Raw genomic sequence first — 12,401 nt, 5'->3', positions numbered from 1 at the left:
GCCGTCGTCACCGCAGAAGATGACGTCCGGGCATCCGTCTCAAGTACGACACGGGCGTCACCAGGCCAGTTGCGCGATCTCCTCGGCGACCACGGCCGCCGCGTCGGCGTCGGGGTCGATGACCGGGAAGTGGCCCACATCCGCCAGCAGCGTCAGCTGTGCCTCCTCGCCCGCCTTCGCCGTCGCGGTCACGAACGCCTCCGCCACCAGGGACGGCACCACGGTGTCGGCGCTGCCCTGCACGACGGTCACCGGGATGCCCGTGGGCAGCAGCGCGGCCGGGTCGGTCTCCGGGCCGCGCAGCGCCAGCTGCTCGGCGCCGCCGAGCAGTTCGGTGACCGCGCCGGAGCAGACGTCCAGTTCCACCGCCGTCGCGAAGTCCGCCAGCGGCGCCAGCGCGACCACCCCGCGCAGCGGAGCGGGCGCCGGACGGTACCAGCGCGACCGCGGCGGCAGCACGTGCCGTGCCGCCGCCCACAACGCGAGGTGACCGCCCGCGGAGTGCCCGGCCAGCACGATCCGCCGGGCGTCCACGGCCGGTGCGCCCAGGGCGGCCACGGCCAGTCCCGGCACGGCGTCCACGGCCGCGGCCACGTCGTCGAAAGTGTCCGGCCAGCGCCCCGCCACCGGACCGCCGTTGCCCCGGCGGTACTCCACCGAGGCCACCGCGAAGCCGCGCCGCGCCAGGAACGCCGCGAGCGGCGAGACGTGACGACGGTCGTACGCGGCACGCCAGGCGCCGCCGTGGAAGAACACCACGAGCGGCCCCGGGCGGCCCTGCGCGGCGTCGCCCGGGCGGTAGAAGTCGACGACCTGGTCGGGGTGTTCGCCGTACGCGGCGGTGGCGTCGGGCGCCACGGGGGCGTGCCCCAGCGCCGACGCCTCCTCGGCGGCGTCCCGCAGCGCGGCCGCCTCCCCCGCCCCGGCGCCGCCGGCCGCGGTGGTGCCGCTCGGCCCGGAGGCCACCTCCGGTCGGCCGGCGGAGGCGGGGAACGGGGTGGGGTCGTGCATGCTTACCGGCTTCCTTCGAGGACCTCGGCGAGGACCCGGGCCGCGCGCTCCGCGTCCGCGAACCTCGTGTACAGCGGGGTGAATCCGAAGCGGAGGATATCCGGCTCCCGGAAGTCCCCCACCACGCCCCGGCCGATCAGTTGCCCCATCACCGCGCCCGCGTCGGCGCAGCGCAGGGCGACCTGGCTGCCGCGCTCGGCGTGCGCGGCCGGGGTCACCGGGGTGACCAGGCCCGCCGGGACGTACCCGGCCACGCACTCCAGGAAGAAGTCGGTCAGGGCCAGGCTCTTGGCCCGCACGGAGTCCAGGGACACGCCGTCCCAGACGTCGAGGGCCGTGTCCAGCGCCAGCAGCGACAGGATCTCGGGGGTCCCGACCCGGCCGCGGGGGCTGCCGTCGGCAGGCCGGTAGGCGGCCTCCATCGCGAACGGGTCGCGGTGGGAGTTCCAGCCCGGCAGCGGCGAGTCGAAGCGCGGCTGCAGGTCACGGCGGACGTACAGGTACGCCGGCGCGCCCGGGCCGCCGTTGAGGTACTTGTAGGTGCAGCCGACCGCCAGGTCCACACCGTGCTCGTCCAGTCCCACGGGCAGCGCCCCTGCCGTGTGGCACAGGTCCCAGACCACCAGCGCGCCGGCCGCGTGGACGGCGGCGGTGGTGCCCGGCAGGTCGTTCAGCCGGCCGGTGCGGTAGTCGACGTGGTTGACCAGCGCGACCGCGGTCTGCGGGCCGGCCGCGGCGGCGAGTCCGGCCGGGTCGACCGCGCGGATCGAGCAGCCGGTCATCCGGGCGGCGGACTCGGCGATGTACCCGTCGGTGGGGAACGTGGTGGCGTCGACCAGCACCTCGGTGCGGCCCGGATCGGCCTGCTGCGCCATCCGGACGGCACCCACGACGGCCTTGAAGACGTTGACGCTGGTGGAGTCGCCGACCACGACCTGGCCGGGCGCGGCGCCGATCAGCGCGCCGACGCGGTCGCCGATCCGCTCGGGCGCGGTCCACCAGCCGCTCTCGGTCCACGAACGGATGCGCAGGGAGCCCCACTCGCGCGCGATGACGTCCGCGATGCGGTCCTGCACCCCGGCGGGCAGCGCGCCCAGCGAGTTGCCGTCCAGGTAGACCACGTCGTCCAGCACGAAGCGGTCGCGGACCTTGGCCAGTTCGTCGCCGGTGTCCAGGCGCAGCGCCCTGGCCGCGGGGGACTCGGAGCCGGAGTCGGGGTGGTTCGTGGTGTCAGACATGGCTGCGGGCCGTCCAGAGCTCGGGGAACACGTTCTTGCCGGCGCGCTTCTCCAGCCAGGCGACCCCGGCGGAGCCGCCCGTGCCGGTCTTGGCACCCATCGCGCGGCGGGTGGCGACCAGATGGTCGTTGCGCCAGCGCCACACCAGTTCGGCGACCTCGGTCAGCGCCTCGCCGAGCCGCACCAGCTCCGCGTCCTGGTCACCGGAGTAGATCTCCTGCCAGGCCCGCTCGACGGCCGGATCGCCCTCGTACCGCTGGGACAGGTCGTCCCGCGCCGGGATCGCGTACCCGCGCCGCGCCAGCAGGCGCAGCACCTCGTCGTACAGGCTCGGCTCGTGGAGCGCCTTCTCCAGTTCGGCGTGGACGCGCGGCGAGCCGCGGTGCGGCACCAGCATCGAGGCCGACTTCTCGCCGAGCAGGAACTCCATGCGCCGGTACATCGCCGACTGGAAACCGGAACCCTCGCCGAGCGCGGCTCGGTAGGCGTTGAACTGCGCCGGCGTGAGGTGCGCGATCGGCTCCCACGAGGCGTTCAGCGACTGCAGTTCATACGTGCTGCGCTTCAGCGCGGCCATCGCCGTCGGCAGGTCGTCGGCCGCCAGCGCCCGGGAGGCGGTCTCCCACTCGTGCACGATGACGGTGAACCACAGCTCCATGACCTGGGTGGTCACCAGGAAGACCATCTCGCCGGGGTCGTCGGAGCGGGGGTGCTGAAGGTGGGTGAGGACGTCCGCCTGGACGTAGTCCTCGTACGGGGTGGTGCCCTCGAAGTCCAGGTGCGGGGCCTCGGCGGCCGCCTGGGAAGCATCGGGGTGGTGGGACATCGGTGTCTCCGTGAATACGAGCTACCGGGTAGCGGTCTGCCCCCCGCCGTCCGGCGGCGGGCCCCGGTCCCCTCGGGTCCGCGCTCACACGGGTGCCGGACCCATCGCGCATCATCCGTGGTCGGGGCCCGGTCCGGCAAGCCCCTCCCACCAGCCGCGATGGTCCGAGGTCGGCCGTTCCGGGCCCCGCGGGCGTCAGCCCAGGGTGTCCGCGGCGGTCGGGGAGGAGTCGCGCAGGAAGGTGGAGCAGCGCTCGTACTCCTCCTTCTCGCCGATCGACTGGGCGGCCCGCGCCAGTGCGTGCAGAGCGCGCAGGAAACCGCGGTTGGGCTCGTGCTCCCAGGGCACCGGGCCGTGGCCCTTCCAGCCGTTGCGGCGCAGCGCGTCCAGACCGCGGTGGTATCCGGTGCGCGCGTAGGCGTACGACTCGACGACCCGGCCGCCGGCGTAGGCGTCGTCCGCCAGTTCCGCCCAGGCCAGGGAGGACGCCGGGTACTTCGCGGCGACGTCCGCGGCGGCCGCTCCGGAGGCGAGCAGCTCGCGCGGCTCGGGGTCGTCGGGCAGGTTGGTCGGGGGCGGTCCCCCGAGCAGGTTCTCGTGAATGGCCATGGGCCCCAGTATGGCCGGGGCCCGGCCCCTCCACCTGGAGGGGCCGGGCCCGGTGCCGGTGCCGTTCGCGCGGGCGACGGCTACTTCATGCGGGTGCCCGCGGAACGCAGGTCGCCGCAGGCCTCGACGACACGGGCGGCCATGCCGGCCTCGGCCGACTTGCCCCAGGTGCGCGGGTCGTACTGCTTCTTGCTGCCGACCTCGCCGTCGACCTTCAGCACACCGTCGTAATTGCGGAACATGTGCTCCACGACCGGGCGCGTGAAGGCGTACTGCGTGTCGGTGTCGATGTTCATCTTGACGACGCCGTTCTCCAGCGCCGTGGCGATCTCCTGCTTGGTGGAGCCGGAGCCGCCGTGGAAGACGAACCAGAACGGCTCCTGCTTGCCGTACTTGGCGCCCACGCCCGCCTGGAGGTCCTTCAGCAGCTCGGGGCGGAGCACGACGTTGCCCGGCTTGTAGACGCCGTGGACGTTGCCGAAGGAGGCGGCGAGCAGGTAGCGGCCCTTCTCGCCCAGGCCGAGCGCCTCGGCGGTGCGCAGCGCGTCCTCGACGGTGGTGTACAGCTCGTCGTTGATCTCGTGGGAGACACCGTCCTCCTCACCGCCGGTGGGGGTGATCTCCACCTCGAGGATGATCCTCGCCTTGGCGGCCTCGGCCAGCAGCTCCTGCGCGATGGCGAGGTTGTGGTCGAGGGTCTCGGCGGAGCCGTCCCACATGTGTGACTGGAACAGCGGGTTGCGGCCGGCGGCCACGCGCTCCTGGGAGAGCTTCAGCAGCGGGCGCACATAGCCGTCGAGCTTGTCCTTCGGGCAGTGGTCGGTGTGCAGCGCGACGTTGACCGGGTACTTCTCGGCGACGATGTGCGCGAACTCCGCGAGCGCGACCGAGCCGGTGACCATGTCCTTGTTGTACTGGCCACCGAGGAACTCGGCGCCGCCCGTCGAGATCTGGACGATGCCGTCGCTCTCCGCCTCCGCGAAGCCGCGCAGCGCGGCGTGCAGGGTCTGGGTCGAGGTCACGTTGATGGCCGGGTAGGCGAACCTGCCTGCCTTCGCCCGGTCGAGCATCTCGCTGTAGATCTCGGGGGTTGCGATGGGCATTGTGTCCGCTCCTTGTGATGTGCGGGTTGTTCGGTGAGTGACCCTGACCTGGGATCGACGTCATCGTCGTCCCCATCTTGGCAGACGACCGCATCAGCTCCACACTATGCGCACCGTGGACATACGTCAGGGGTCGGCCGTTTCACGTGAAACGTCCGACCCCTGATGAAAACCCCAGCTCAGGACGGGAGTCAGGCGAGGTCCAGGTCCTCCAGCCCGAAGGCCTGGAGGTACGGGAGGCCCGCCTCCGCGATGGCCGGCGCGGCGCCGCGCTCGACGATCACGGCGACGGCGACCACCTCGGCACCGGCCTCGCGGGCGGCCTCCACGGCGGTCAGCGGGGAACCGCCGGTGGTGGAGGTGTCCTCGACGACCAGCACCCGGCGGCCCGCGATGTCCGGGCCCTCGATCCGGCGCTGCATGCCGTGCGCCTTCTGCGCCTTGCGGACGACGAACGCGTCCAGCTTCCGGCCGCGCGCGGCGGCGGCGTGCAGCATCGAGGTGGCGACCGGGTCGGCGCCCAGGGTGAGCCCGCCGACGGCGTCGAAGTCCAGGTCCGCGGTGGTGTCCAGCATGACCTGGCCGACCAGCGGGGCCGCCTCGGCGTCCAGCGTGATCCGGCGCAGGTCGATGTAGTAGTCGGCCTCGATGCCCGACGACAGGGTCACCTTGCCGTGCACCACGGCCTTGTCCTTGATCTGCCGCAGCAGGGCTTCACGCGCGTCACTCATGGTCGCGAGCCTATCCGAGCCGTTCCCAGGCCCAGGTCGCGCGCATCTCCAGCGGCTCGATCGGGGTGACCAGCCGCGGGTCGGTGTTGAGGCCGTTGGGCGGGCCGGACTGCGGTTCGACGCAGACCGCCTCCGGCTGCTCGTCGTACAGGACCACCCACGGCGCGGGGCTGGTCACCCGCAGCAGCAGCTCACCCGGCCAGGTCAGGGTGACGTCCACACCGTCCGGCATGCCGAAGCAGTCGTCCCACGGGCGCGGCGTCGGGTCGACCCGCTGCCCGGTGGGCAGGTGGTCCTCGCCGCGCAGCTCCATCCAGCCCGGCGAGAAGGCGATCTCGGCGTCCTGGCCGCCGCGGCCGAGGTTGCGCAGGAACCAGGGGTGCCAGCCGGCCTGGGCGGGGAAGGAGTCGCCGGTGGTCTCCACGCTCATGGTGAGCTCGGCGTGGTCCTCGGCGAGCGCGAAGCGCTGGGTGACCCGGCCCTTGTACGGCCAGGGCTCGGCGAGGTCGTAGTAGAAGCTGGCCTCGCTCGCGGTGGCGCCCGGCGCCTGCTGCCAGGCGGTGTGCCGGCCGGTGCCGTGGATCGCGTGGGGCCCGGCGTCGCGCGGCAGCTGGTGCAGGACGCCGCCGTTGCGGAACTGCCCGTCCCGGGTGCGGCCGCACCACGGCACCATCGGGAAGGACCCGAACTTCTCGCCCTGCCGCAGCAGCTCCACGCCGCCGACGGTCAGCGAGGCGACGCGGCAGCCGCGATCCGGGTGGATCGTCAGCCGCGCCTGCCCGGCCTCGAGTTGGACTGCCTGCTCGTCGATTCGCCCGTCATGGGTCTGGTCCGTGGCCACGGACCCGACCCTACGGGAACGACCGCCTGCGGCGCCTCAGTACGCGCCCCGCGACCACCGCCGACAGCAGCAGCGCCGCCGCTGCCGGGGCGTAGCGGCGCAGCGAGGCCGTGGCCGAACCGTTCTGCGGGGCGGGCACGGGGGCGTACCGGCCGCGCGGCGGGGCGTGGTCGACCTCCTCGGCGCTGCGGCCGATGAGGGTGCGGCGGGCGTAGGCGGCCTCGGCCGGCAGGTCGATCCCCGCGGGGTCCTCGGGGACGTCCGGGACCCGGCCGATGGGTCCGATGCCGTCGATGTCCTCGTCCTCGTCGAGGTCGTCCGCGAGGTCGTCGTCCGCGAGGTCGTCGTCCACGGCGTCCAGGTCGCCGGAGAGGTGATCGGCGAGTTCGCCGGGTTCCCCGGTCTCCGGGCCGCGGGCGTCGCGGGTCTCGTGCACGTCGTGCACGTCGTGCACGGTGAACTCGTCGACCTGCGCGGGCAGGTCCTCCTCGGCGAGGTCCACCAGGCCGGCGATCTCCTCGATGCCCTCCCCGGCCGGTTCCAGGTCGGAGGTGAGGGCGGCGGCGAACCGGTCCAGCAGCCGTACGCCCGCGGCCGCCGCGACGGCGTCGTCGTACTCCGCGAGCCGGCCGTCGGCCTGCGCCCCGCCGGTGAAGGTCAGCAGCGTCCCGCCCGACACGGCGTCCACGCCGACCTCCAGCGCCAGCTTGACCGTGCCGGCGCCGCGCGCCTCCACCGCCTCGCCCTCCACGGACAGGCCGCCGCCGCGCGGGGCCAGCCGGAGGGTGCCGCGATAGGTGATCGTCGAGCCGCCGATACGAAGCCTCAGGCGGCCGGCGAGGCCCTCCGCGGCGCCGGCGTCGCGCTGGAGGCCGGGAACGCAGCGGGCGACGCGTTCCAGGTCGGCGAGCGCCTGGCGAATGGTTTCGGCCGGAAACGGAACGAACACCTCATGCGGCTCCATGCGGGCGAGCCTAATCGCCCCCGGCGCGATCCGGTGGGCGATCGGCCCTGGTTCGCGCCCCCGGATGGCGCCCACCGGGTCCGCTCAGCCCGTCCGCGGGTGCATCAGCGTGGAAGGAGGCAGGTCCCGCACGGCGGACGCGTCCGCCCTGCGCTCGGCCGCCGCGAGCGACGCGGGGGACAGCGAGCGCAGACGGGGAGCGTCCGCCGCCAGGCGCAGCGGCGGGGCGTGGTGCCGGGCGGCGAGGACGAAGCCCCGGTCACCGCCCCGGTGGCCCGCGCCGATCCAGTAGTCGGCGGTGCGCAGCCCCGCGGCGCGCACGGTGGCGTCCACGGTCCAGAAGCCGCTCGGCGACGCCCCGAGCGCGCCCGCGTGCACGGCGAGCCGCCCGTCCGGGGCCAGCACGCGTTCGGCCAGCCCGTAGAACTCCTGCGAGTAGAGCTTCGCGCTGCGCGAGAGGTCCGGGTCGGGCAGGTCGACCAGCACGACGTCGTACCTCCGCGACGGCCCCGCACCCGGGCCCGCCCGGCGCAGCCACTCGAAGGCGTCCCCGGTCCGCACACGCACCCGGGGGTCGCGGTAGGCGTGCCGGTTCAGCCGGGAGAGCTCCGGGTCGGTGCGGGCCAGGGCGACGAGTTCGGCGTCGAGGTCGACCAGCGTCACCGAGCGGACGTCGGGGTAGCGCAGCACCTCCCGCAGCGCGAGGCCGTCGCCCCCGCCGAGGACGAGGACGCGGCCGTGCGGGCCGGCCATCGCGGGGTGGACCAGTGCCTCGTGACAGCGGTACTCGTCGCGGCCGGACACGCGCAGCCGTCCGTCGAGGTAGAGCCGCAGCGGGGAGCCGGTCACCACGACCTCCTGGACCGCGGTCCGCTCGGCCAGCCGCACATGGCCGCCGTACACCGCCTCCCGTGCCGCCCGCTCGAAGGGTCCGGCCGCCCAGGCCGCGCCGGCCAACACCGCCAGCACGGCGGCGTTGGCGACGAGCAGCCGGGTACGTGCCCGGGCGGTGACGTCGGCGCGGAAGAGCCACAGCACGATGAGGCCGCCCGCGACCGCGTTGACCGCGCCCGTGAGCAGCGCCCCGGTCAACTGGCCCAGCGCGGGCAGCAGGAGGAAGGGGAAGGCCAGCCCGCCGACCAGGGCGCCCACGTAGTCCGCCGCGAACAGGTCGGCGACGGCCCCGCCCGCGTCCTGCCGGCGGATCCGCTGGATCAGCGTCATCAGCAGCGGGACCTCGGCCCCGATCAGCACCCCGATCGCGAACGCGAAGCCCACCATGGCCGCACGGGACTGGCCGCACCAGGCGAAACTGGCGTACAGCCCCATCACCGACAGGCCGCCGACCAGCGCCAGCAGGATCTCCACCGCGGCGAAACCGACCGCCGCCGCGCAGTTGAGCCGCTTGGCGAGCAGCGAGCCGACGCCCATGGCGAAGACCATGACCGACAACACGACGGACGCCTGGGTGACGGAGTCGCCCACCAGGTACGAGGCGAGGGCGACCAGTTCGAGCTCGTACACCAGCCCGCAGGCGGCGCAGACGAAGACCGCGGCGAGCACCAGCGCCCGTGCCCGCCCCGCCGGGACGGGCAGCCGGAGCCGGCCCGGGTGTCCCGCCGGGGCCCGTGACCCGGCCGCGGTGGAGGTCGACTGGTCGATCATGTCTGAACGCTATGTCACGTTTGCGGCCTCACATGTCACCCACAGGGGTGCGACCAGTGGCACCCGGCGGCGCGTTGACGCCCCGGAGGTCGCCCGCCGTACCCACGCTCACGTCTGCGCGCTCAGCCGCGACCGGGTGGCGACCAGCCGTCCTTCCTGGGGATACGCGTGCCACGTGCGCCACAGCACGCTTCCGCCGCTGTACTGCACGAGCATCGCGGTGAACGCGTGCGGATCGCCGGGGAACGTTCCGGCGAGGCCATTGGGGTGATCGGCCACAAGTGCGAGCAACTCCTGTGCCCGACCGGCGAACCCGCCCCGCGTCAGCGTCTCGATCCGTGCCGCGAACTCGTAGTCCCAGCCGGACACCCGTCTGGCCACCCCGAAGGGCAGCGGCGTGCTGCTGCCGGGCATGCAGGCCACGGTCTCCGAGCACCGGCCGTTCGGCGAGTCCAGGACGACCTGGTGGGACGCCCCGAGCAGCCGCATCTGGACCTGGACCGCGGGCGCGGCGACCGCCGTCCCGATGCCCGGGAGTTCACGGTCGAGCACGGCCAGCGCCGGCAGCTCTTCCTTTCCCAGACACCAGGCCAGGTCCCCGGCGCGGGTGTCGGTGTAGGCGGTCTGAAGGGTGGTGAGCATGGAGTCGGCTCCGCAGGCACATCGCGAGCAAGCAGGGAAGGGGGAAGAGGGAAGGGGTGGGAACCAGGTGCGGGGGGCAGGGGGAGCAGGCCAGGATGGAGAAAATTCACACGGAAGAAGACGGGACGACCCGCGCCTGTGGGGAAATCGCCCGCCGGCTTGCGCCCACGCAGGGGTCGGAGAATACGCAATCATGAAAGGCGCGCCGTCTTCAGCGTTTTTACCCATCTCCACCCGCTTTACATCCCCAAGGGCGCGTAGGGGTTCAGGTGTTCACCACAAATGCGCCAGGCGGGCGAGTAACCCACCGGGCGCATATGCGATTCGGCACGGGCAATGCGCAATTTCGTATCGTCAGCTTCCGCCGCCGCAGCCACCGCCCCCGCCGCAGGAACTCCCCCCGCCGCAGGAGGAGTGACCGCCGCCGCCGCACGAATGGTGACCGCCCCCGTGGTCCCCGCCGTGGTGGCCGCCGCCTCCCCCGTGCGACGACGAGCCGCTGTCCCCCGCCCACCAGGCGGCGACCCCCGCACCGCCGGCGTCGGCGGCCGTCGAGCCGTGGCGGTGCCGGCGTCCGCCGCCCCCGCGATGCGCGTTCCGCGCGGCCGCTATCGCCAGTACCAGCACCACGCCGAACCCGAGGAGGATCAGCAGAATGACAAGAGGTCCCATCGGTACCACCCCCCGCTTTCCTTGCTTTCCGTTGTGCCACGGTGATGCCCCTGCCCCTCGCGGCCGAAAGCAGAGTTGAGGAAGTTCAGAGCCTTCTCACGGAGGAAGGGCCCCTGACATGTACAGATGGACAGACCAGAGGCCGTCGGAGTCCTGCCTGGCCGCGTGTGGGCCGTGATCTTCCCGGGCCATGCGCTGAAAAACGGTACCGATAGCTCTACGGGCACGCTCTCGGCTGTCGGGCACCAGGTGGCGTACACCCGCAGCGTCATCGCCGGATCGGCATGGCCCGTGTACTCGCTGACGGCCTTGATGTTCTCCCCCGCGTCCAGCAGCGCCGAGGCGTAGAAGTGCCTCAGGGCGTGCATCCCGTGTTCGCGTGCCGAGTCGCACTTGCCGTTCTGATCCGCTTCCGGGATGAGGCCGGCGACCGCCAGGGCGGGCTTCCACTCCTTGCCGTTGAAGTTGCTGCGCCACACCATGCCGCCCTGCTCAGCCGTGAAGATCAGGCGGGCGGACACCTTCGGTCCCTCCGGCACGTCCCACGGCAGCGTGATCTCTGCGGACCTGCAGGCGTCCATGTGCGCGCGGAGAGTAGCCGCCACGGAGTCGGGCAGTGGCACGTCCCGCGCCGAGATCGCGCCCGAACCCGAGCCTGAGCAGGAGCCGCCGAGCAACGACCTCGACCCGCTGCGCGTCGCGCTGACCGGACACCCCACGCTGGGAAGCCTCTTCGGGCAGATCACGGCTTGCCCGGAGCCCTCGCTCGACGACTTCCACCGGCACGTCGACGAGCTGTGGGACCTCGCCCATGCGGCGAGCTACGCGGCACTGAGCGACCGGCTCTCCAAGGTGCTGCCGCAACTCGAAGCCGCCGTACGCCACGGTCCCGAAGCCGAGCGCGCAGAGCTCCATGCCCTACTGGCGCGGACCTACCAGGTAGCCGCGGCGAGCTTCGTGCGCCAGGACGAGCCGGACGCCGCATGGGTCGCCGCCGACCGAGCACTCCAGGCAGCCGAACGCGCCGGCCAACCGCTGGAAGTCGTTGCGGGTCTCTTCCGCCTGGCTCACGCCTTCATAAGGCAACAGCGCCCGGACCAGGCCGACAAGCCGCCATGTCGGCGATCAACGTGCTGACACCTCGCAGCCAGGCAGACGCCAGCCCCCCGGAGGAAAGGTCGCTCCCAGGCGCCATGCACTTGGTCATGGCCGTCATCAGCGCCCGCGAGGGAGACCGCTCCGCCACCCACGCCCACATCGCCGAAGCCCGGCGCATCGCCGCCACCAATAGATCCGACCGCAACGACTTCGACACCGAGTTCGGCCCCACCAACGTCGAAATCCACGCCGTCAGCACAGCCGTCGACCTCGGCGACGCCGGAATGGTTGGGCTGCGAGTAAACGACGGTCACAGGCGGCGGTCCGGGCCCGCTTCCAGGACCTCTCGGATTGCTCGCTTGCGGGGGAAGAGTGCGCGTGAGCCGTACCGGTGGCCGCTCAGCTTTTGGATGACTGCGGTGAGCCACTCGGGGTCGCCGAGCTGCGCGACTCGGCCGCTGGTCGATACCTCGTCGAGTAGCTTGCAAGCTGCGGTGATCTCACGCCGGGGGTACCGGTAGGCATGGTGGGTGAAGTTCGCGCTCCACTCTTCATAGGGACAGCGCGCAAGCCCCCCGATGGAAGCGGGGAGCCCCACGTGCTCGGTCGGCTGGCCAAGCCAAGACAGGATCACCGCAACCTTCCGCAGCCTCTTCGAGTGGTCGCGCCGGTGAGGCTGGACGTCGAGCGCGATGTCCATCACGCGCGCCCACGGAATCTGCTGAGCCTCGACGCCCTCCACCCATTGCGAGAAACCGTCCCCCCTCAGCCTTACATGGTCCCCAGCGGGATCACCGATCACCCACTCCCCGTCCGTGAACGCAAGGGGTCCGAGTCGATCGGGCATGTTCTGGTCCTTCGTTCCGCCGCGCCGTCCAGCGCTGCCCGAAGAATGATGCATGACGCGTTTCGCGGGCTATCTGCCGGGGCGCTGCGCGTCAGACGGGTGCCGGTTCGCGTCGACGTGCCACAGCCGTGCCAGATACGACGGGGCCAAGCGG

At 72.6% G+C, this 12,401-nt stretch carries 13 protein-coding genes; 1 reads left to right on the top strand and 12 read right to left on the bottom strand.

The features are described from left to right. Nucleotides 1-57: 57 nt before the first annotated feature. From PV364_RS14070 to PV364_RS14020, 11 genes are all read right to left on the bottom strand, one after another. The gene (locus PV364_RS14070; protein ID WP_319660255.1) at nucleotides 58-1,011 is read right to left on the bottom strand and encodes an alpha/beta hydrolase; all 954 of its coding nucleotides are present in this window, start codon (nucleotides 1,009-1,011) and stop codon (nucleotides 58-60) included. A 2-nt stretch (nucleotides 1,012-1,013) separates the two neighbouring features. Then, nucleotides 1,014-2,249: a kynureninase gene (gene kynU / locus PV364_RS14065; protein WP_319660254.1), complete on the bottom strand. Its 1,236-nt coding sequence runs from the start codon at nucleotides 2,247-2,249 to the stop codon at nucleotides 1,014-1,016. Next, a complete protein-coding gene (locus PV364_RS14060) occupies nucleotides 2,242-3,075 on the bottom strand; it encodes a tryptophan 2,3-dioxygenase family protein (protein WP_319660253.1) in 834 nt (277 codons plus the stop codon). The genes kynU and PV364_RS14060 overlap by 8 nt, the downstream gene beginning before the upstream one ends. Before the next feature lie 195 nt (nucleotides 3,076-3,270). Next, entirely contained in the window at nucleotides 3,271-3,684 is a 414-nt protein-coding gene (locus PV364_RS14055; RefSeq protein WP_319660252.1) for a DUF3151 domain-containing protein, read from the bottom strand. A gap of 80 nt (nucleotides 3,685-3,764) precedes the next feature. Further along, nucleotides 3,765-4,787, bottom strand: coding sequence for a class II fructose-bisphosphate aldolase (gene fbaA, locus PV364_RS14050; RefSeq protein WP_319660250.1), 1,023 nt, complete (start codon nucleotides 4,785-4,787; stop codon nucleotides 3,765-3,767). A gap of 191 nt (nucleotides 4,788-4,978) precedes the next feature. Next, entirely contained in the window at nucleotides 4,979-5,518 is a 540-nt protein-coding gene (pyrE, locus tag PV364_RS14045) for an orotate phosphoribosyltransferase (protein WP_319660249.1), read from the bottom strand. A gap of 10 nt (nucleotides 5,519-5,528) precedes the next feature. Further along, complete coding sequence (locus tag PV364_RS14040; protein WP_319660248.1) at nucleotides 5,529-6,359, bottom strand: aldose 1-epimerase; 831 nt, start codon at nucleotides 6,357-6,359, stop codon at nucleotides 5,529-5,531. Between the two features lie 10 nt (nucleotides 6,360-6,369). Next, nucleotides 6,370-7,323, bottom strand: coding sequence for an SRPBCC domain-containing protein (locus tag PV364_RS14035; RefSeq protein WP_319660247.1), 954 nt, complete (start codon nucleotides 7,321-7,323; stop codon nucleotides 6,370-6,372). 84 nt (nucleotides 7,324-7,407) lie between these two features. After that, a complete protein-coding gene (locus PV364_RS14030) occupies nucleotides 7,408-8,988 on the bottom strand; it encodes a polyamine aminopropyltransferase (RefSeq protein ID WP_319660246.1) in 1,581 nt (526 codons plus the stop codon). 108 nt (nucleotides 8,989-9,096) lie between these two features. After that, nucleotides 9,097-9,630, bottom strand: coding sequence for a DUF2617 family protein (locus tag PV364_RS14025; RefSeq protein WP_319660245.1), 534 nt, complete (start codon nucleotides 9,628-9,630; stop codon nucleotides 9,097-9,099). 647 nt (nucleotides 9,631-10,277) lie between these two features. Beyond that, nucleotides 10,278-10,823, bottom strand: coding sequence for a tyrosine-type recombinase/integrase (locus tag PV364_RS14020; protein ID WP_319660244.1), 546 nt, complete (start codon nucleotides 10,821-10,823; stop codon nucleotides 10,278-10,280). Between the two features lie 31 nt (nucleotides 10,824-10,854). Here PV364_RS14020 and PV364_RS14015 point away from each other — a divergent pair, with 31 nt between their 5' ends. Further along, nucleotides 10,855-11,439: a hypothetical protein gene (locus tag PV364_RS14015; RefSeq protein WP_319660243.1), complete on the top strand. Its 585-nt coding sequence runs from the start codon at nucleotides 10,855-10,857 to the stop codon at nucleotides 11,437-11,439. 271 nt (nucleotides 11,440-11,710) lie between these two features. On the opposite strand, the gene PV364_RS14010 is transcribed toward PV364_RS14015, so the two are convergent. After that, the gene (locus tag PV364_RS14010) at nucleotides 11,711-12,247 is read right to left on the bottom strand and encodes a hypothetical protein (RefSeq protein WP_319660242.1); all 537 of its coding nucleotides are present in this window, start codon (nucleotides 12,245-12,247) and stop codon (nucleotides 11,711-11,713) included. Between the last annotated feature and the right edge of the window lie 154 nt (nucleotides 12,248-12,401).

Source organism: Streptomyces sp. MI02-7b (assembly GCF_033793585.1).
Classification (GTDB): Bacteria; Actinomycetota; Actinomycetes; order Streptomycetales; family Streptomycetaceae; genus Actinacidiphila.
The sequence above is the reverse complement of the archived record's forward strand: the minus strand, read 5'-3'. Positions and strand labels throughout refer to the sequence as shown.

Coding starts and splice junctions, on each gene's coding strand:
- PV364_RS14070 (WP_319660255.1), bottom strand. CDS start 1,011: ATGCACGACCCCACCCCGTTCCCCGCCTCCGCCGGCCGACCGGAGGTG.
- kynU (WP_319660254.1), bottom strand. CDS start 2,249: ATGTCTGACACCACGAACCACCCCGACTCCGGCTCCGAGTCCCCCGCG.
- PV364_RS14060 (WP_319660253.1), bottom strand. CDS start 3,075: ATGTCCCACCACCCCGATGCTTCCCAGGCGGCCGCCGAGGCCCCGCAC.
- PV364_RS14055 (WP_319660252.1), bottom strand. CDS start 3,684: ATGGCCATTCACGAGAACCTGCTCGGGGGACCGCCCCCGACCAACCTG.
- fbaA (WP_319660250.1), bottom strand. CDS start 4,787: ATGCCCATCGCAACCCCCGAGATCTACAGCGAGATGCTCGACCGGGCG.
- pyrE (WP_319660249.1), bottom strand. CDS start 5,518: ATGAGTGACGCGCGTGAAGCCCTGCTGCGGCAGATCAAGGACAAGGCC.
- PV364_RS14035 (WP_319660247.1), bottom strand. CDS start 7,323: ATGGAGCCGCATGAGGTGTTCGTTCCGTTTCCGGCCGAAACCATTCGC.
- PV364_RS14030 (WP_319660246.1), bottom strand. CDS start 8,988: ATGATCGACCAGTCGACCTCCACCGCGGCCGGGTCACGGGCCCCGGCG.
- PV364_RS14025 (WP_319660245.1), bottom strand. CDS start 9,630: ATGCTCACCACCCTTCAGACCGCCTACACCGACACCCGCGCCGGGGAC.
- PV364_RS14010 (WP_319660242.1), bottom strand. CDS start 12,247: ATGCCCGATCGACTCGGACCCCTTGCGTTCACGGACGGGGAGTGGGTG.